Origin of the sequence: Pseudomonas sp. 10B238 (assembly GCF_000970615.1) — a bacterium.
Lineage (GTDB): Bacteria > Pseudomonadota > Gammaproteobacteria > Pseudomonadales > Pseudomonadaceae > Stutzerimonas.
The window spans coordinates 24883-42564 of the sequence record NZ_KQ033945.1; the positions used below are offsets into that span (position 1 = coordinate 24883).

The following is a 17682-nucleotide window of genomic DNA, read 5'->3' on the forward strand; positions in this document are numbered from 1 at the left end:
GGTTGACGAACTCATGAATTACCGAGAACTCGTTGCTTTCAGCGAAAACCTGCATCAACTGGCAGAAAGCAATCAGGACCTATTCGGCCCCGAACTAGATCAGTTCAAGCGAACGAATGGAATCGACCAGCCGCAACAACTCGACCAAGCCTGCCAGACGCTGCAAGACCAGAACAGGCTGATGAATATCGGCATAGTCGGGCGCGTCAAAGCGGGTAAATCATCCTTGCTTAATGCATTAATATTCGACGGTGAGCCGATCTTGCCCAAAGCGGCAACCCCCATGACTGCGGCACTGACCACCATAACCTGGGGCGAAGTGTTCCAGGCCAAGGTCGAGTTCTACAGCGAGGCGGATATTGCCATTATCAAGAACAAGGCAAGTCAGTACGACCAACGCCTCGCTGTACGCAAGGTTCAGTGCCTGGACGAACTGGTGCAGCGCCGCCGGGCCCAAGCCAACGGTGCGCCCATCAACATCGAAGAGCTTACCGTTCTGGCCGATAAAAAAGCGCTGAGCGAACTGCAGCGCGACGAAGGACTGTTTGCCGCTCACGACCAGTATCAACGCATGCAGCGCTCGGGCCTGGAACTGTCCACCCTGCACTCCCAGAGTGAAATCCAGGCAAGCACACCCAAGGAACTAGCAGAGCGCTTGCACAACTACGTCGGCGCTTCTGGCAAGTTCATGCCATTCACCAAGACCGTGCATGTGTTCATGCCGCTCGAAGCACTGCGCGACATCTGTATCATCGACACGCCGGGGATGAACGATCCGGTGCAATCCCGTGAAGAGCGGACCGTCGAATTACTGAAAACCTGCGACGTGGTGTTCATCGTCAGTCCGGCCGGACAGTTCCTAAACGAGCAAGACCTTGAAGTTATGGGGCGCATTACTCAGAAGGAAGGCATTCAGGAATTGGTACTGGTCGCCAGCCAAGTAGACACCCAACTTTATGGCAGCGAAAAACGCGCGCGACTGAGTGATGCACTGGACGCAATCCGCTGCCAACTCTCGGCACGAGCGCAAAGCACTCTAGCTGACCTCAAGCAAAGCAGCCCGGAAGTCGGTGCCGTGTTCGACGGTCTTATCAGCTCCGTACACCGCAACCTGCTCCACAGCTCTGGTCTGTGCCACAGCCTCAACCGCCGTTTCGATACGCCTGAGAGCTGGGACTCCAACGAGCAGGTAACCTGGGAAAACCTGACCGGCGATTACCCTGATTACTTCACCCGCGATAACACTGACCTGTCACTGAGCAGCCTCGACAGCCTGGCGAACATAGAAGCAATCAAAGCCGTGCTCGCTCAGGTGCGTGAAAAGAAAGCCGAAATCACCCAACAAAAACTGGGCAACCTGACGGCCACCAAACAAAAGAATCTGGAAGCGTTCAAGGCCCAGATCATCAACCTGGCACGCAACCAGATCGCTCAAGTCAAAAACGCAAACATTGAGCAACTCGACGTGCAACTTGGCCTGCTGGAATCCAAGCGACTGGAGCTTTCTCTGGCCCTAGACTTCAGCTTCAAAGGCAGCATGCTCGATTACCGCCAGAAACTGCGTGACGATATGCGCAAGGTGGCAAGCACCCTGCTACGCGAGTCCGAGGCTGCAATCGACAAGGCGGAGGGTTCCTATACCACGACCGAGATCACCAATAATGCGGGTTGGGCCAGCAAGATTGCCAGAGCTATGTGGGGAGGTGGCACCACTGAGCGGACCGTGACACGTCCCAAGATCGTAAGCAGCCAGGTCGTATCGACGCTCAAAGGCTTCATGAATGACATTCAGGATGAGTTAGGTGCCAAGGTCGAAGGCTCCCATCGATGGTTAAACGAAGAATTGAGCAGAAGCCTGACGCCAAAAATTCGCGAAATTCTGGAAAAAGACACTAATGGGCAGATGATAAAACAGGCAATTCTTTCGGTTATTCAGTCGATTCCATACGATGACTTTAACCTGGGTATCGAACTGCCCGAGGAGCTGAAAAGTCGTGGAACGCTCAAGGACTCTGAGGCTGAAATCTTCAAAGATGCCGCAGACGACTTCGTGGGCTCGTTGGGTAGCAAGGTGAAAAGCAAAATCAGCGCCTTCATCGGTAATGTCGAGCGCAATGCCCCCACCACGATCTCGGACGCGTTCGTCGATGAGATACAGCGTAAGATCAGCGTGCTCAAGGATCAGGTCAACAACGCGGCACAAACCATCGACCGACTGGAACGTTTGGCACGCAAGACCGAAGAGGTTGCACTTTGATCAACCCTCCTCGTATCAATGAGCAAGCGTTGCCGACACTTGAATTGATCTCACGGTTCTGGCAATTCAAGCGCAAGAAACTGGCCGCAGAGCTTCAGGCTCACCTTCTCGACGCTCAAGACCAGCTCGATGGGTTGAACAACGTCAACCAAGAGCTGGCTGCACAGTGTGCCGCGCAAAATGACGATATCCGCTCACTACAATCGAACAGCGAGTCGCTCGCTGAGCAGTTGAAGGCTGAAATGGCCAGCTTGGTTTCGACATCCGGGGCGCTTGCCCAGGAAAAAATAAAACTGCAGAAAGCCATGGCCGCGCTGACCCAAGCCAAGGCCGACTCCAAAGAGTTAGAAGAGCGTCAGGCACAAGCCCTGGCGCAGATCACGGAACTGGAAGCCTTTCTTGAGGAACACAAAAACCAGCTGCTGTCCAAGGAGCAGAGCGTCACCTTACTGGAGAACCTGGCTGACCAGCTCAGGACCTCACACCAGCATCTGGAGACCAACTACGATGACATCAACCAGCGGCATCTGTCGCTGACCGAAAAATTCGCTCTGGTGAGTAAAGTGCTGGCCCAACAGCCGCCGCGCAATGACGCGCTGGCTGCGTTTGCCGAGCTGATCAACAACGACTACATGGACTTCGCCAATCGCGAATCGTCGCTAGCCGGTGAAGCTCAAGCCATGCTGGCGATGCAGGCGATCCTCGCCGAGATGCAGATGGTCATTAACTTTCCTAGCATCGCCGGCAAGACGATCCTAAGCATCGCTGGTGGCTTCAGTAGCGGTAAGTCGGCGTTCGTCAACAGTTTCATCAAGGATCAAAGCGTGCAACTGGCAACCGGCATCAACCCGGTAACCGTAGTACCCAGCTATGTGGTCTGCTCCGACGAAACCCGGATCAAAGGTTACTCATACAACGGCGGCTCAATCGACCTGGAGCCAAACCTTTATGCCTCCATGTCTCACGAATACGTCAAAGCCTTCGGCTTCGACCTGAGACGCATCCTGCCATTCATCAGCGTCAAAGTGCCGATGGAACCCGATCTGTTCGACAACCTGTGCATCATCGATACGCCAGGCTACAACCCAGGTACATTCGGTGGAGCGGCGGCCGCAGATCGTGGAACCGCGGCATCATTGGTCAACCAAGCATCAGCACTGGTCTGGGTGATTGGGCTCGACCCGGCCGGCACCATCGACCAGACCGACATCCAATTCATTGAAGCCACATCGTTTCGCAGTAATTCGCTGTACATCGTACTGAATAAAGCCGACGTGAAATCCACGCAAGACATTGATCTGATCATGCAGCAAGTCGCCGATGACCTAAGTTTTGCCGGTATCGACTTCGCGGGCATGTGCGCCTACTCGTCCACACGCAAGAAAGAATACGCGGCTAGCGGCAAAACATTTGCCGAGTTCCTGCGCTCCATTAACAGCAAGGTCGATGTTGTAGGCAAGATCGGCAGCAAGCTCGATGCAGTGTTCGACAAATACAAGCAAGCACTTGAGGCGGATATCGCAAAATTGGAAAGCCACAAAGGGGAACTCAACGCACTCAAGCTTGATGCGATGGAAATAGGTGGAACTGCATTATTCGACCGAATCGATCAGGCGTTACCGCTAACTGAGCAAATGTTTGAATCTTCAGGACTGGAAAAACTGGTGGGTGAATGCGAAAGCCTTCGCCGCTCGTTAAAACTAGCAGCTCAGCGAGCCTTGGCTTAACTTGCACTAAAGGCTGCTCATGAGCGAGTCACTGCTCCCTCGAACAGCCTAAAATCCATGTTATTGGCTATTTCCACCTGCAGGCTGCTTTATTAGTTTCAGCAGTCAGATTCGACTGCAGTCAAACCCATAACTGCCATCGCCAAAGACCTTGGTAGCCGCCTTGCAGAGGTAGCTGGCTCTATAGAAGAATGCGGCCTGCCCTTGTGGGTCGTCTCTGTGTAAGCGGTAAAGTGAATTGTCAGGCAGCAGTTTCAGCAGCAAGAGATTTTTTCCCCGCATCAGCCGCGTTCTGCGACTCCCTGGCCTTCAGGCTCGCTAGTTTTGCTAAGACCTCACGAACGCTGGAAACTTGACGACGATACATATCAACACTCATAGGCGCCCCCTACAGTTTTCAAAAGCAGCACAGCAGTTAAACGAGCCGAGTAGATTACATAAAAGCATGCCGGCTTAAGAGCCAGAGCCTGGACATAAACCAAGCGAAGGCAGGCACATGTTTACGTCGTTTTAGAGAGGGCCCAGCGTATTGGCATGGCGGAATATCAGCCCGACTGGCCAACATAGGCAACACGAACCAAACCCAGCATCAGGATCAAGGTCGCTATCAGCACAATATGTTCAGTCAGCGAACTCAGCATGATCATGGCGGATCTCCTCGGGTTGCAATGACCCAACCATAGGCGTCATTAGCCTCGAATACGATACGTAAACTTTTGTAGTGGTCAACTAATCCCGGACACTGCGTTAAGTTTTTCCTCAGCGACGGCGGGCGGTAGCCCGCCATTGAATTGATGTGGCCGTTGCCAGTTGTAGCGTTGCATCAGATACCGACCGATATCTTGCTGTGCCAGCGCAGGGCTCATGTAGCCTACGCTCGGCACCCACTCCGTTTTCAAGCTCCGGAACAACCGCTCCATTGGCGCGTTGTCATGGCAGTTTCCGCGCCGACTCATGCTCTGTTTGAACCGGTAACGCCACAGGCGCTGGCGGAAACTGCGGCTTCCATATTGGCTGCCCTGATCGCTATGAAACAGCACGTTTTGTGGGCGGCCACGCTGCTCGTAGGCCACATCCAACGCCTTGATGACCAGGTCGGCATCGGGCTTCGGTGAAAACGCCCAGCCCACTACGCGGCGGGAAAAGAGATCGAGCACAGCCGCCACATAGTGCCAACGGCCTTGAGCCCACACATACGTGATGTCACCGCACCAGACTTCATTCGGTGCGGATACGGTGAACTCCCGATCAAGTATGTTCGGGATATCCGGCCGCTCGACCGTCGCCTTTTTATAAGCGTGCGAACCGGGCTGCTTGCTGATTAGTTTCATCTCGCTCATCAGTTTACGTACCTTGAACCGTCCAATCTCGATCCCGTCTTCGCGCATCATGAACATGATGCTTCGGCTTCCCGCCGCACTGCGGCTTTGGGTAAAAAGCTCGTTCACGCGGCTTCGCAAAAGCAGCCGCTCAACGTCAGGAGATCGGCGCTTGCGGCAGTGCGCGTAATAGCAGGAACGGGGGACTTCAAACACCGAGCACAACAGATCAATCGCCTCTTCAGACCGGAACTGATCTATCAACGCGAACGCTCGTGCTCCTCGGCCATCAAGAGCGCGGTGGCCTTTTTTAGGATCGATTTCTCCCGTTCCAGGCGATTGATCCGGGCTTCCAGTTCCTGAATCTTTTGCTGCTCGGGCGTCAGCGCTTTGCTGGTCGGGGTAATGCCGTTTCGCTCTTCTTGGAGCTGACTAACCCATCGGCGTAGGGCCGATTCAACCAAACCGAGCGAGCGGGCTGCATCGGTATGGCTGTAGCCTTGGTCGAGCACCAGGCTGGCTGCCTCTCGCTTGAACTCGGGCGTGAACGTACGACGTTGTTTGCTCATTTAGACACCTCTTTCTATGGCGAGCATTCTCGCCTTAAATCGGTGTCCGGGTTTAGTAGACCACTACACTTTTGGCATCTAAACATTTATAACATACGCCGACCTGCGCCGATGAACGCGCCTTGCTGGGTCTCCTTGGCATTGTGCCGGCACACTCGCGTTAGCCTACGCACCGGCGTGTTCAACCCCACTGACGCCACGTACGCCAACGGCACTCTTTGCCAACTGCCCTACCCGATTGATGACAGCCGGCTGATCTTCCAGGCAGCCAAAACAGACTGAATCAGCTGTACCGGGAAGGCTTTAGCTACGCTAAGCCTAAGTATTGCTGCTGGGTCTCTGTCGAAAAATGAATACACGACGGATCTGTTTCCCCCTGAGCGCCCCCGTGAAATCCGAACAGCTGATGAGTACGCTGGAGGGAATCAACAATCGTTGGGGTCGAGGGACACTGCAGCCTGGACGCATTGCTAAACCAGCAGAGTGGGTCATGCGAAGAGAACTGCTATCACCCGCCTGCAACACTCGGTGTCTGAGCTATTGGCCGCAAAGGCCAACTAGATCGATAGAGGTACTCTTCCAGCGTTAACGCTACTGGATTCAAAAATATTTCAGACCTGTATTACCCACGGGAAGACGGGCACGAAAGGCTCGTTGCTACCTCTGGGTATTCTCTTTGAACAGGAGTCTGAATGATGAGTATTTGCTGTCCTTCCTGCGGTTCTCTTCGCGTTGTTGCTCGCAATCATGGTCGCAAAGTCGGTGGCGCTATTGGCGCCGTTGGTGGCACGGCGAGCGGAGCAGCAGGCGCTATGGCTGGCGCAAAAAGCGGCGCACTTATAGGGGCTTTCGCTGGCCCCGTGGGTATTACGCTGGGTAGCCTGGCTGGCGCGATTCTGGGCGGCCTGGCAGGTGGAACTGCCGGGGGGCTGGCCGGCGCCAAGATGGGTGAAGAGTTCGATTCTCACGTACTCGACAACTATGAATGTCATCACTGCGGTACTGCTTTTACAACAAACTGATCACTGATTCGCTGTGCCAAATAATGAAACGTTATTACGTTTAGATCGTATAAGGAGTACTGCAATGGCTCATCTCGTTGAAACAATGGCCTACGCTGGCGCTACCCCCTGGCATGGCCTGGGCAACAACCTGCCGCAGAAACAACCTATCGAGGTCTGGCAGCGTGAAGCCGGTATGGATTGGCAGATTTTTGAAAGCCCCGTTCATTTCAAATCGGACAGCATCGGTCATCTGGGCGCAATTCATTCCTACCCGGAACAGAAGGTGCTCTATCGCTCGGATACCAAGGCACCGCTGTCTGTTGTCTCCAAACGTTATCACACCGTGCAGCCTCGGGAGGTTTTGGAGTTTTACCGGGATCTCACCGAGGTCTCGGGATATGAGCTGGAAACCGCTGGCGTGCTCAAGAGTGGTCGCAAGTTCTGGGCATTGGCGCGCACCGGACAAGGCACAGCAATCAAGGGCAACGACCAGGTCAACGGTTACCTGCTGTTGGCTACATCGTGCGACGGCACCCTGGCCACAACCGCAACGCCGACCACGGTGCGCGTGGTCTGTAATAACACCCTGACCATCGCCTTGGACGGTACAAGTCGAGCCATCAAGGTGCCGCACAACACCCGCTTCGATCCGACGGTGGTGAAGAAGCAGCTCGGCATCGCCGTCTCGCAATGGGACGACTTCATGTATCGCATGCGCCATCTGGCTGAACGCAAGGTGCAGTGGCATGAGGCAATGGGCTTCTTCCTGAACGTTATGTGCGAGGTCAACCCAACCGGCCAGCTACCCGAACAACTGCCCAATGAACGCGCCCTGCGCAAGGTACAGGAGCTGTACGAAGGCCGTGGCCGGGGCAGTCAGCTGGAATCGGCAAAGGGCACCGCCTGGGGCCTGCTGAATGCCGTGACCGAATACGTAGATCACGAACGGCGTGCACGCAGCACCGAGTACCGGCTTGATTCTGCTTGGTTCGGCCAAGGCGCACAGATCAAGCAACGCGCCCTGGATGCAGCGCTGCAGCTCGCCGCTTAAAAGGCTGCTGCATAAACACAACCCCTGATCGCCATAAGGCAGATCAGGGGTTGTTCAACGGCTCTGCATTAAATGATCGCCATTACTCAGGCGCTCACCCAATCCTCGACACGCAACCCTGGGACTCGATCGAATTCACGAAGATTATTCGTCACCAGAATCAGTCCCTGGGCGCGTGCGTGTCCAGCAATCATCTGATCATACGGGCCAATAGGCTTTCCTATACGAGCCAGCTCAGCTCGCAATTGCCCAGAGTGAGCCGCTGCCTGCGTGTCGTAGGGCAGGACTTCCAGGCGCGCAGCGAAACCTTCAACGTCAGCCAGATTACGCTCGGGATTAGCAGACTTCTCTGCGCCGTAAATAAGCTCCATCAGGGTGACGGTACTGATACTTAACTGCCCCGAATGGCGCTTGAAGGCTTCACGCACCTTCTCGGGGCGATTCTTGATCGTGAAAATGCAGATATTGATATCGAGCATGAACTTCAGCATCAGAGCGCCTCGCGCTCTTGATCTGCAGGCTGTTCCCGATCGGCCATAAAGTCAGCGGTCACACCTTCGCCATCGAACCAGTTATCCCAGGCCTCGCCTGCCGGCGTGATGATTCGAGCTCGACCAATTACCACTACATCCACCCGCTTCACGTCCTCAGGCAGTGCTACCGCTTTGGGCAAACGGACCGCCTGACTGCGATTGCTCTGAAAAACTGCACCTTGTTCCATGGAAACCTCCTTGGGATATGCCTTACGTATATACCAGTCTGCCAGCGACGCGGGATATGTCAATGGCATATCCCCGGCTATTTGTCCGATTTATTACCGTAACGCCCGGTCAGCCTTGTGCTGGCTGGGCATCTTTATGTCTGCAGGAGAAGCATGATGAAAGCCACTTCATTGAACCGCAGCACCAGCAAACCCCGTCCGGCTCTGCGTCTGATCAGCACCAAGGAGTTGCCCCGCGAAGACTGGCTGGCCGTACGCAAGCAAGGTATCGGTAGTTCCGATGCTGCAGCTGCCGTGGGCCTCAACCCCTACAAGTCGCAGCTGGAGCTGTGGCTGGAAAAGACCGGGCGCGATACCGGACTACCGAAAACGGACCCCGATGACGAGGACAGCCCGATGTACTGGGGCAATGTTCTGGAGCCCATCGTGGCCTGGCACTACAGCAAGCGCACCAAGAACAAGGTTCGTCGCATCAATGCGGTGCTACAGCACCCGGATCCTGAGTTGCCCTGGATGCTGGCCAATATCGACCGGGAGGTGATCGGTGCCGACGACGTGCAGATCCTTGAATGCAAGACAGCCGGTATTAACGGGGCGCGCCTCTGGAAAGAAGGCGTGCCCGAGTATGTGCAATTGCAGGTGATGCACCAGCTAGCCGTTACCGGCAAGCAGGCAGCAGATGTCGCGGTTGTGCTCGGCGGTCAGCATCTGGAGATCCATCGCATCGAGCGCGACGAGCAAATGATTGCTCGCCTGATTGAGCTTGAGCGGCGTTTCTGGCAGTACGTGGAAACGGATACTCCACCACCCGCCGACGGCACAGCTTCCGCCGAGACCGCCCTGCGCTGCTTGTTCCCTACCGACTCGGGCGAAACAGTGGATTTCAGCGGTCATGCTGGATTGTCAACGGCCTACATCGAGCTCAAGGCTCTGCGCCAATCAATTACCGACAAGGAGAGGCGCGAAGCCCAGCTCAAGCAGATGCTGCAGCAAGCCATGGGCGATGCCAGTCGGGCGGAGTTCACCAACGGGTACATCAGTTGGCGTAAAGCCAAGGATAGCGCCGGCTTCGACGTGGCTCGATTACTCCAGGAAAGACCACACCTGAAAGCCAAATACACGCTGATCAAATCAGGAGCACGGCGCTTTCTGGTCGGTTGAATCAAATCTCTTCATTCCTCCCCTCCCTCTTGGCCAGCCCATGCAGTTCGAACTGCGTGGCTGGCCTTTTTTAATCAGGAGAACCACCATGCTCAAAGGTCTGGCTATCACCCCGCCGGTGCTCGGGCGGATTTCCATTGGCAAGGTCATCGAGAAGAACGGCAAACGCCTGCCGGAAAAAGATGACCAATTCACCATTACTTCACAGGTACAGAGCCGCGACGGCTGGCTGGTACACCCGCTCAATGATGAGCTGCGCCAAGGCAAGGACGACAAGCTCCGCAGCATTCCGGTACGGCTGCTATTCAACGAGCCGGAACTGAATTTCAGAGCTGACTACACGCTGTTCGACCGGCAAACCGGGCGACCCGTATGTGTGGGCAATGGCGAGACCTGCAAACGGGTCACCCAAGACGGTATGCAATCGCTTCCCTGCCCTTCACCGGATGCTTGCTCGCTGGCCAAGGGCGGTGCCTGCAAGCCCTATGGCCGGCTTAACGTGGCGATTGGCGATGAGGATCTGCTGGGTAGCTTTGTCTTCCGCACTACCGGCTTCAACAGCATCCGCACCCTGGCCGCTCGGCTGCATTACTTCCAGGCCATCTCGGGCAATCGCCTGGCCTGCCTGCCGCTGGAATTACGGCTGCGTGGCAAGTCCACCCGGCAGAGTCACGGCACACCGATCTTCTATACCGACCTGACCGTCCGCAGCAGAATGGACATGACCGAGGCGCTGCGTACGGCAAATGAGCTCGATGAACAGCGGCAAGCAGCGGGCTTCGATCAGAACGCGCTGGACGAAGCGGCAAGGCGCGGCTTCGGCAACGGTGCCTTCGAGGACAACGAGGAAGACGTCGGCGCCATCGTCGAGGAGTTCTTTCCCGTCGAGAGCGCCCACGAACAGTCGCTATCCAAAGCCACATCGCACCCGTCGGGCAAACCCAGCCTGGCTGAAAAGCTGAAAGCCCAGCACCAAACCCTGAATGCCTAAAACTGGCCACCCGGCCCATGGAGCTGAATATGCGATTGCACAAAATCAAGGCCGGTGAGACCGCAGGCACCTACCTGATCGAGTCACCGGTCACTGAAGCCGACATCCTGCTGATGGCCAACCAGCTGGCCAGCCGGCGCCTGCGCCGGGGACGGCAACTTACAGCGCCACAGGACGTATTTAGCCACCTGCAGACGCTACTTGAGGCCTATGAGTACGAAGTCTTTGCCCTGCTGATGCTGGACTGTAAGCATCGGGTCATTGCGTTTCACGAGCTGTTCCGGGGCACCTTGGACGGCGCAAGCGTCTATCCCAGGGAGGTCGTCAAGATCGCTTTGGAACACAACGCCGCCGCGATGATTCTGGTCCACAACCACCCCTCAGGCGACCCCGAGCCAAGCCAGGCGGATCGCACCCTGACCAACAAGCTGAAGGAGGCACTCAACCTGGTAGGCGTGCGCACGCTTGACCACATCGTTGTGGGCCATGAAGGCTGCGTGTCATTGGCGGAACTGGGTTACTTATAAGAAGGGGTGAAACGGGTGCTACGGATCTTTGCCGCCACATCGTGGCGCTACTCTTAGTGATTCAGTAGCTGGGCTAACCCCCTCGCGCTCTCGCGCTCGTACTGGCATGCTGGCTCTCGAAAACCAGGCAAAGCTGCGCATTTACCCAGCCCAATGAGCAATACAGTCGGGCAGCCGAAAGGCTGTCCCGCCTACTGCTGTGCCGCTTTTCTTTTGCTCTGTGCCCAATTGCCGCCAGAAGCGGGCGGCTGAAAGCTTAGGGATGGTCTGAAGTAGCCATGCATTTCTGGCTGACTTCAGCCTCCGCCGATTTTGAAAGCGGCAAACCGATCAAAAACGATCAGATAACCAGCTCATTTCGGTGTTTCTAGCCGCCGAGAACACCTCGCGGCGGCCATTTCCTGCATTACAGGCGCACCTCTCCTGCATTGGTCAGCAAATGTCGGCGGGCCATCCACAGGTTCGACAGCGCGAACAGCGTCACCAGTTGCGCAGTATTCTTGGCCAAGCCACGGAAGCGCGTCTTCACATAACCGAACTGCCGCTTGATCACCCTAAACGGGTGCTCAACCTTGGCCCGTACCTGAGCCTTGGCTTTCTCGATCTTGCGTCTGGCTTTGTACAGCGCGCTGCTCTTGCCCAGCTTTTTGTAAGTGCTACGCCGTGCTGCCACCTGCCAAATCACTTCGCGGCCATCATGCTCGGCACGCTTCTCGACGCCGGTATAACCCGCATCGGCGCAGACAACGTTTTCCTCGCCATGCAGCAACTTGTCGACCTGGGTGACGTCCGCCACGTTGGCCGCCGTACCTACAACGCTATGCACCAGGCCTGATTCGTCATCGACGCCGATGTGGGCCTTCATGCCAAAGTAATACTGGTTGCCCTTCTTGGTCTGGTGCATCTCTGGGTCGCGCTTGCCGTCTTTGTTCTTGGTCGAACTCGGCGCATTGATCAGCGTGGCATCGACGATGGTGCCTTGGCGCAGCGACAGGCCACGGTCACCCAGGTAGCCATTGATAACTGCCAGGATGCCAGCAGCCAGTTCGTGTTTCTCCAGCAGGCGACGGAAGTTGAGGATGGTGGTTTCGTCGGGGATACGCTCCAGGCTCAGCCCCGCGAACTGCCGCAGGATGGTGGTCTCGTACAGTGCCTCCTCCATCGCTGGATCGCTATAACCGAACCAGTTTTGCATTAGATGAACCCGCAGCATCGCCATCAACGGGTACGCCGGACGGCCACCTTCACCCTTGGGGTAATGCGGCTCGATCAAGGCAATCAACCCCTTCCACGGCACCCCCCGGTCCATCTCGATCAGGAACAGCTCTTTGCGGGTCTGCTTGCGCTTGCCGGCGTACTCGGCATCGGCGAAGGTCATCTGCTTCATCAGAAAACTCGGTGGGTGGCGTTCGGCTATTTTGCCAAAATCAGAAAGTCTTTTTCAGACTGTCCTTAGCGAATCCAACCCCGAGTATCCAATTCTGTCGGTCGCTAACGCTTCTTAGTCGACTGCTACGCCGCTCCTCGCTCGCGCTTGCCAACGGAAACTACGACCACAACCACGTGCTCCTCCACAACTCGATATACCAGCCGATAGCCGGAAAAGCGCAGTTCTAAATTTGAAGTGCCCCGCCATGTCGGGCAAAGCGTCAGCCTGCACCCGAGGCGCTTCCAGCCGCTCTCTAGGCTTCTTCTTGACCTCGCGCACCGTATGGCCAAGTTTCTCCCATTCCCTAGCATGGTGCCGCCGCCGTATCGTGCTTTAGCGCTTGAGCCCCATTGACAGCCCCAAAAAAACCTACTGTGCTTGACGAAGCCATGCTGTGCCCATAGGTACCGAGAATGTTAATTGACGAATGCGTTTCCACCCTTCCGATAAGCCGCCTAATCGATGATTTGAAGGTATCTAGAGATGCACTAAATGCACTACTAAGGGCTGCTGGGGTAACCCTCTTATTTCATCGTCCAAAAAATATCGATGTGTGGGTGTCAGCGCACGCTTTGGTGCTCGATAAAGCTGAACTCAAAGCATATCAAAGCCCATTCAGAGAAAAAGAGGGAACAACTTTCAGCGATGATCATAATCACTGTAAAAAAGTAAAAACAGAGATAAAACTCTTTCCAGTCGAGATTCCCGAATGGGAAGAGATTACAAAGACCGGACAGATTTTAAAGCGCAGCTTTAAAAAAGCCTTCGTTTTCAACCCCAGCGGATCGATCGTAGAAACTTTAGCCGCTGAGCAATTTAAAAACAGCATCAGCCCGTTGCGAGCTTTTGTTTCAACCGCAGACTTTTTTGTCGCAACAGCAACGACGGACCTTTCCCCAGAGGAAATAGCGGTATCTGAACGACAGATACTAATCCGACGAAATGACGCGCTAGATATCATCGAACAAATAGAAAAATCTGAAAAGATTAAAATAGAAAAACCTGAACAGATGCAAAAAGAAGAATGGATGTCACAAGACCTATACATTCTCAACAAGGCATCTAGTGAGCTAATCGCCGGGCAAACCATAACACCCGAGAACAAGGAGTTTGTAACCAAAAACATGGTGACTTGGCTGAAAAAAGAGTTTTCTAATACCGGAATTGATTTACTGCGTCAGGCAGCGCTTTCTGTGCTCCCACCCGAGCTTTACGACATGACCCCTGAACATGCTGTGCCGACGGATATCGTTGAGAAATACCCAGCGCATGCATCACCCTCATTAATCATGATCAACGAGGCCGCTATCCATTTTTGGAATCTTAGAAATGACAGCACTCAGAAACATTATGCTAAAAAAAATGAGGTCATTGAATATCTTACAAATAAATATCAAATGACAAAGCGGCTAGCGACTGCCGTTTTCACAATCATAAGGTTACCAGCTTTGAACATCACGCGCACGAACGATCTAGCCGTTTGATCTTTTGCGCCCTCTCCTAGTCGAGCTCAGCTTTGGGCTGTTGCCTTTAAAAAACGAGCGACCCACCGATGGAGACAAACGCACCCAATAATCGATCTTGGTAAGGTAAGCGGCAACCTTGTTTTTCAAAACCTCTATTCTGTCTTTCTGATCATATTTAATCATGCCAATCCCCACGTCCCTGTAACGCTGTTTATTCGAGTTGCAGTTATAGAACCGCCCCCGCTCTTCGGTTACGCTGTTTTGCCAATGCTCGCCAATCATCCGTGCCAAACCACCATCCTGACGATGCTCCGAACCGCTGTAAAAAAGCAGTAGATGGAAATGAAAGCCTTTCAGATGACCGTATTCGAGCTTACAAGCGAAACCTAGAAGACCACTGACAGGTTTTCCCTTATGAAGGTTTTTCTGCATTTTTGACCAATGTCGTTTAACTACTGATAGGTCGGAACCAAAATCAAGCCGACCACTTAGATAACCACTCTCATATGACAAGTCAATACGTAAAACCAACATCCTTGCATACTTTTGAAACAAATCATCAATGTAGCGCTCAAGCCCTTTAGTTCGTTTTAGGGAAGCTCTTTTGAAACGCCTCAATATTGACTTAAAGTCTGCACTTGAGAGCTCGCATCGAAGTTCTAATACGAGGTCGTTAGCAGCCAAAACAAAAGATTCCGCTACTTTCCCTCGCATGGCGTCAATTGGCCAAAATTCGCAGAACGATGAGAGCTTATCAACGTGCTTAAAATACACTTCTACATATGGATTCATCTCATGGTAGGGTAATGTATGCGTGATCGTAGCAACGCCCCTCCTCAGCACTGTGAATAGCCGCCGTCCATGATTCCGACAGACAACCGCTTCCTCTTTGCGCGGATTAAAAGAGAACAGCGGCTCTACGCTGCTTCCAATCATTTGCATTAGCCGCTCTATGTTCTTTACCTCTAATATCAAGCTCTCCTCTAGATGGAAGCATTCAGACCCCTTATGCTCTTCAAATACTAGTTTTTCAAGCTCTACACTAGCTAACCAGTCATTTCCATAGAGCATATTCATTATCCTTTATCCTTTATCCAACACGCAATATGGCTCTTAGAGGCCATATTGCTTGTGTAATAATAACATTGTACAAACACCACAAGCTTTGATTTACGCAATAACCCTTATACATCTACACGCATAAGGGTAACCATGCAAAGCATGTAACAGCAATCTTAACGTTAGTTACTGACTAGTATCTGCAATCAAATCAATTCAATTCAATTGGAGCTTAATCCTTAATTCCATTTACTCGATGCATGCTTAAATTGTACAGCCAGGCAGACGCTGACCGAAATTTAGTGCTGGGTGGCCGGCTGCTTGATTTCCATTGTCGTAATAGAAGTTAGTGACCTGTACTTGCGGCGGGTTTGGTGTAAGGAAAGGCATCCACGGGCAAGTATCTACGTATAGAGATTTGTCGCCAGCAAACGTGGCAGCTGCGATCTTCCCTTTATTCGCCAACCGGATAAGCACGGACTCCAAAGCGTCCTTATGCCTGAACCTGTTAGGGCCGAACTGCCTGATCACATTTCTTTTGATGAACCTTTGACCACTCGCTTGTGTTCTGGCCAGCCAGTTCAGCATGATTTCTTCATCGACGAGGTCCTTGTGGTCTTGACTGAAAAGCCGGATGAATTCCTCCGAGTAGAATCCGGCAATTTCCTCGGCTGTGTTCAACGTGGTAATCGATACATCTCCTTCGAATCCTTCAAAGCGATGTAAAAGCACCGCTAGGCGAGCAATGACGTCAGCCAGTTTAGATGCATGGTCCCCCAGGCAATGGAATTTCCCGCCAGCGCATATCTGCGCCTCAATTTGGTTAGATATCTGCACCCATCGCTGTACCGCTTCAGGAGTAAAGCCAACCAAACTGCGCTTTCTGGCGCATGCCTTGTACATGCGAAGGTTTTCCTCGAGCAATGAACCCAATCTCGAATTAAATGCCTCTTTCTTGATCCACGAATTTGTTACTGCACCAATATATCTAGTGCCTTGGGTAGAGTGAGGGTGGCATATCAAAAATCTCGCCCATAGCCCCGAACCTCTAGCCTGCTCGCCCCGCTGTTTCATATGTGCAAAAAAAGCGCTTTCCTGAACCATCAGAGACACGGTAAGCCTGGCGTCATTAAGCTGAAAACTGTCTACAGTTTTCCTATCTACGGTTATTGAATCACCGCTCCAGATCGCGTTTTGTTTTGAAAAATCATTGAAAGCGCGTCCTTCCAGTATCCCACCCCCTCGCTTGATATCAGTCCAGCAGTTGGGAGATCCTTGTGCATCCCATGAAACAACGCTTCAGGGGTAACATCCTCATAGAGAATTTTGAATTTTTTTGGCTTCGCCGGGCGCTCTCGTTCAATAGATAACAATGCTGCCTCTTCAGCTTTAGTCTGCAATCCTTTGGAACTCTTTTTTTTAATCTCCTTTACGATTGAGTACCGCCGTGCTGACCAAGCATCATTCTTGGCCTTCCAGTCACATATTTGCTCATTATGCTTTGGTTCCTGCTCGAACTGAAAATCTCTGAAAGGCTGCAAAAAAGCGTTCTCAGCTGTTGATTTCCTTTCGCCCGAGTTTGCAATTGCAAGCAGCATGAGAGAGCACGGCGTTACTTGCCCGTTTGGCTTCTGGACGTCAACTAATCCCTGAAGTGCAGTAGAAATCGCAGTCAGTACCGCGTTGAGAATGATCGCACGGGGGGCTTGTATATTAACTACCGCCTCGTTAACCGCGTCGCTTATCAAGGGGAGCGCCGCGAGAGATGGTTCGTTTCCCATCTTGAAATTTCGCATCCAAAACTGGTCATGGCTCTGGTCAAACATTTCTACCCCCTCTCCCAAGATGCACGTCGCCGTCCTTTTTCTGGACATTTTCCTGCATTAATTTGGCGGTACTGTCTAGAAATTTTTATGCACTCTTCAAGCCATAAACTAATTTCTGCCTCTATCCAGCGCACGGCGCCGCTTCCCAACTTAACTTGTTTAGGAAAGCTCGCATCGTAGCGAGGCGACCTTGAGTCAAGTTTGTTATATATAGTTGATCTACACAAACCAGTTCGCTTTGTAACCTCCTTTAATCGCAGCATTGTTAAGGGCATCGATTCTTGGCTGCTCATAGTTAACTTCCTCCGCGCTAGATGCGGAGAAAAAGATATAACCCCGACGTTAAAAATGGCAACGACGACATGGTAACGGAAAGGCCGTTACGGCCGTTACGGCTTGCCTCTTGACAGCGGCGTCGCGATAAGCTCGGCTCACCTGGGTCCGGCGTTCTGAGGCTTGGCGGCCATTGCTATTGCTGCTATCGATAGCGGAAATAGCAATGACCACCCTAAGGGCGCGGCGAGTTTGCTTTCTTCAATAGGGACGGCGGTTGCAGGAGCTGAGTGCAACACGGT

General features: G+C 53.3%; 19 protein-coding genes and 1 pseudogene. 9 read left to right on the top strand and 11 right to left on the bottom strand.

Annotation, left to right across the window (positions count from 1 at the left end; translation table 11 throughout):
- Nucleotides 1-13 precede the first annotated feature (13 nt).
- Nucleotides 14-2257, top strand: a complete 2244-nt coding sequence (locus tag RT21_RS21395) for a dynamin family protein (protein ID WP_046164326.1) — start codon at nucleotides 14-16, stop codon at nucleotides 2255-2257.
- On the top strand, nucleotides 2254-3984 hold the full coding sequence (locus tag RT21_RS21400) for a dynamin family protein (RefSeq protein WP_156155744.1): 1731 nt from the start codon (nucleotides 2254-2256) through the stop codon (nucleotides 3982-3984). Before RT21_RS21395 ends, RT21_RS21400 begins: the two co-directional genes overlap by 4 nt.
- A 105-nt stretch (nucleotides 3985-4089) precedes the next feature.
- Here the strand turns inward: RT21_RS21400 and RT21_RS23395 are convergent, their stop codons facing one another.
- The 3 genes from RT21_RS23395 to RT21_RS21405 all read right to left on the bottom strand — a co-directional run bounded on the left by RT21_RS23395 (nucleotide 4090) and on the right by RT21_RS21405 (nucleotide 5872).
- Nucleotides 4090-4266: a YagK/YfjJ domain-containing protein gene (locus RT21_RS23395; RefSeq protein ID WP_371263637.1), complete on the bottom strand. Its 177-nt coding sequence runs from the start codon at nucleotides 4264-4266 to the stop codon at nucleotides 4090-4092.
- Nucleotides 4226-4363, bottom strand: a complete 138-nt coding sequence (locus tag RT21_RS23705; RefSeq protein WP_156155745.1) for a hypothetical protein — start codon at nucleotides 4361-4363, stop codon at nucleotides 4226-4228. Before RT21_RS23705 ends, RT21_RS23395 begins: the two co-directional genes overlap by 41 nt.
- Nucleotides 4364-4709: 346 nt before the next feature.
- Nucleotides 4710-5872, bottom strand: a protein-coding gene (locus RT21_RS21405) for an IS3 family transposase (protein WP_156155746.1) whose coding sequence is annotated in 2 segments (ribosomal slippage) — nucleotides 4710-5617 and nucleotides 5617-5872 — 1164 coding nt in all. Because the reading frame shifts where the segments join, the coding sequence is not laid out codon by codon here.
- Nucleotides 5873-6278: 406 nt separating this feature from the next.
- Between RT21_RS21405 and RT21_RS24230 the strand changes: the two genes are divergently transcribed.
- The 3 genes from RT21_RS24230 (at nucleotide 6279) to RT21_RS21420 (ending at nucleotide 7927) form a co-directional block, all read left to right on the top strand.
- The gene (locus tag RT21_RS24230) at nucleotides 6279-6461 is read left to right on the top strand and encodes a DUF4113 domain-containing protein (RefSeq protein ID WP_255830748.1); all 183 of its coding nucleotides are present in this window, start codon (nucleotides 6279-6281) and stop codon (nucleotides 6459-6461) included.
- A 223-nt stretch (nucleotides 6462-6684) separates the two neighbouring features.
- Nucleotides 6685-6894 carry a hypothetical protein gene (locus tag RT21_RS24495; protein WP_082082207.1) on the top strand — a complete coding sequence of 70 codons (210 nt, stop codon included), beginning with the start codon at nucleotides 6685-6687 and terminating at the stop codon, nucleotides 6892-6894.
- Between the two features lie 64 nt (nucleotides 6895-6958).
- Nucleotides 6959-7927, top strand: coding sequence for a DUF932 domain-containing protein (locus RT21_RS21420; protein WP_046164329.1), 969 nt, complete (start codon nucleotides 6959-6961; stop codon nucleotides 7925-7927).
- An 86-nt stretch (nucleotides 7928-8013) separates the two neighbouring features.
- Here RT21_RS21420 and vapC read toward each other — a convergent pair whose 3' ends face one another.
- Entirely contained in the window at nucleotides 8014-8418 is a 405-nt protein-coding gene (vapC, locus tag RT21_RS21425; RefSeq protein ID WP_046164330.1) for a type II toxin-antitoxin system tRNA(fMet)-specific endonuclease VapC, read from the bottom strand.
- Nucleotides 8418-8648 (bottom strand): type II toxin-antitoxin system VapB family antitoxin, encoded by a 231-nt coding sequence (vapB, locus tag RT21_RS21430; RefSeq protein ID WP_046164331.1) that lies wholly within the window; start codon nucleotides 8646-8648, stop codon nucleotides 8418-8420. Before vapB ends, vapC begins: the two co-directional genes overlap by 1 nt.
- Nucleotides 8649-8804: 156 nt before the next feature.
- On the opposite strand from vapB, the gene RT21_RS21435 reads away from it, so the two are divergent.
- The 3 genes from RT21_RS21435 (at nucleotide 8805) to radC (ending at nucleotide 11327) form a co-directional block, all read left to right on the top strand.
- Nucleotides 8805-9809 (top strand): YqaJ viral recombinase family nuclease, encoded by a 1005-nt coding sequence (locus RT21_RS21435; RefSeq protein WP_046164332.1) that lies wholly within the window; start codon nucleotides 8805-8807, stop codon nucleotides 9807-9809.
- Nucleotides 9810-9897: 88 nt separating this feature from the next.
- Nucleotides 9898-10800, top strand: a complete 903-nt coding sequence (locus RT21_RS21440; RefSeq protein WP_046164333.1) for a recombination directionality factor — start codon at nucleotides 9898-9900, stop codon at nucleotides 10798-10800.
- Nucleotides 10801-10829: 29 nt separating this feature from the next.
- The gene (radC, locus tag RT21_RS21445; RefSeq protein WP_046164334.1) at nucleotides 10830-11327 is read left to right on the top strand and encodes a RadC family protein; all 498 of its coding nucleotides are present in this window, start codon (nucleotides 10830-10832) and stop codon (nucleotides 11325-11327) included.
- Nucleotides 11328-11733: 406 nt separating this feature from the next.
- Here the strand turns inward: radC and RT21_RS21450 are convergent, their stop codons facing one another.
- A complete protein-coding gene (locus RT21_RS21450) occupies nucleotides 11734-12714 on the bottom strand; it encodes an IS5-like element ISPst7 family transposase (protein ID WP_046164335.1) in 981 nt (326 codons plus the stop codon).
- Nucleotides 12715-12839: 125 nt separating this feature from the next.
- A pseudogene (locus tag RT21_RS23410) lies at nucleotides 12840-13083 on the bottom strand (type II toxin-antitoxin system RelE/ParE family toxin).
- 86 nt (nucleotides 13084-13169) lie between these two features.
- On the opposite strand from RT21_RS23410, the gene RT21_RS21455 reads away from it, so the two are divergent.
- Complete coding sequence (locus RT21_RS21455) at nucleotides 13170-14240, top strand: hypothetical protein (protein WP_046164336.1); 1071 nt, start codon at nucleotides 13170-13172, stop codon at nucleotides 14238-14240.
- On the opposite strand, the gene RT21_RS21460 is transcribed toward RT21_RS21455, so the two are convergent.
- From RT21_RS21460 to RT21_RS23420, 4 genes are all read right to left on the bottom strand, one after another.
- Nucleotides 14229-15299, bottom strand: a complete 1071-nt coding sequence (locus RT21_RS21460; protein WP_046164337.1) for a YagK/YfjJ domain-containing protein — start codon at nucleotides 15297-15299, stop codon at nucleotides 14229-14231. The two genes, RT21_RS21455 and RT21_RS21460, sit on opposite strands and share 12 nt — an antisense overlap.
- A gap of 246 nt (nucleotides 15300-15545) precedes the next feature.
- Complete coding sequence (locus RT21_RS23415; protein WP_082082208.1) at nucleotides 15546-16532, bottom strand: DUF3987 domain-containing protein; 987 nt, start codon at nucleotides 16530-16532, stop codon at nucleotides 15546-15548.
- Nucleotides 16448-17107, bottom strand: a complete 660-nt coding sequence (locus tag RT21_RS23095) for a DUF3987 domain-containing protein (protein WP_177327116.1) — start codon at nucleotides 17105-17107, stop codon at nucleotides 16448-16450. Before RT21_RS23095 ends, RT21_RS23415 begins: the two co-directional genes overlap by 85 nt.
- Before the next feature lie 2 nt (nucleotides 17108-17109).
- Complete coding sequence (locus RT21_RS23420; protein WP_313404754.1) at nucleotides 17110-17400, bottom strand: helix-turn-helix transcriptional regulator; 291 nt, start codon at nucleotides 17398-17400, stop codon at nucleotides 17110-17112.
- Nucleotides 17401-17682 lie beyond the last annotated feature (282 nt).

Excerpts from the sequence above, each read along its gene's own strand:
- RT21_RS21395 (WP_046164326.1), top strand. The coding sequence starts at position 14 with ATGAATTACCGAGAACTCGTTGCTTTCAGCGAAAACCTGCATCAACTG.
- RT21_RS23395 (WP_371263637.1), bottom strand. The coding sequence starts at position 4,266 with ATGCGGGGAAAAAATCTCTTGCTGCTGAAACTGCTGCCTGACAATTCA.
- RT21_RS23705 (WP_156155745.1), bottom strand. The coding sequence starts at position 4,363 with ATGAGTGTTGATATGTATCGTCGTCAAGTTTCCAGCGTTCGTGAGGTC.
- RT21_RS24230 (WP_255830748.1), top strand. The coding sequence starts at position 6,279 with ATGAGTACGCTGGAGGGAATCAACAATCGTTGGGGTCGAGGGACACTG.
- RT21_RS24495 (WP_082082207.1), top strand. The coding sequence starts at position 6,685 with ATGGCTGGCGCAAAAAGCGGCGCACTTATAGGGGCTTTCGCTGGCCCC.
- RT21_RS21420 (WP_046164329.1), top strand. The coding sequence starts at position 6,959 with ATGGCTCATCTCGTTGAAACAATGGCCTACGCTGGCGCTACCCCCTGG.
- vapC (WP_046164330.1), bottom strand. The coding sequence starts at position 8,418 with ATGCTGAAGTTCATGCTCGATATCAATATCTGCATTTTCACGATCAAG.
- vapB (WP_046164331.1), bottom strand. The coding sequence starts at position 8,648 with ATGGAACAAGGTGCAGTTTTTCAGAGCAATCGCAGTCAGGCGGTCCGT.
- RT21_RS21435 (WP_046164332.1), top strand. The coding sequence starts at position 8,805 with ATGAAAGCCACTTCATTGAACCGCAGCACCAGCAAACCCCGTCCGGCT.
- RT21_RS21440 (WP_046164333.1), top strand. The coding sequence starts at position 9,898 with ATGCTCAAAGGTCTGGCTATCACCCCGCCGGTGCTCGGGCGGATTTCC.
- radC (WP_046164334.1), top strand. The coding sequence starts at position 10,830 with ATGCGATTGCACAAAATCAAGGCCGGTGAGACCGCAGGCACCTACCTG.
- RT21_RS21450 (WP_046164335.1), bottom strand. The coding sequence starts at position 12,714 with ATGAAGCAGATGACCTTCGCCGATGCCGAGTACGCCGGCAAGCGCAAG.
- RT21_RS21455 (WP_046164336.1), top strand. The coding sequence starts at position 13,170 with ATGTTAATTGACGAATGCGTTTCCACCCTTCCGATAAGCCGCCTAATC.
- RT21_RS21460 (WP_046164337.1), bottom strand. The coding sequence starts at position 15,299 with ATGAATATGCTCTATGGAAATGACTGGTTAGCTAGTGTAGAGCTTGAA.
- RT21_RS23095 (WP_177327116.1), bottom strand. The coding sequence starts at position 17,107 with ATGTTTGACCAGAGCCATGACCAGTTTTGGATGCGAAATTTCAAGATG.
- RT21_RS23420 (WP_313404754.1), bottom strand. The coding sequence starts at position 17,400 with ATGAGCAGCCAAGAATCGATGCCCTTAACAATGCTGCGATTAAAGGAG.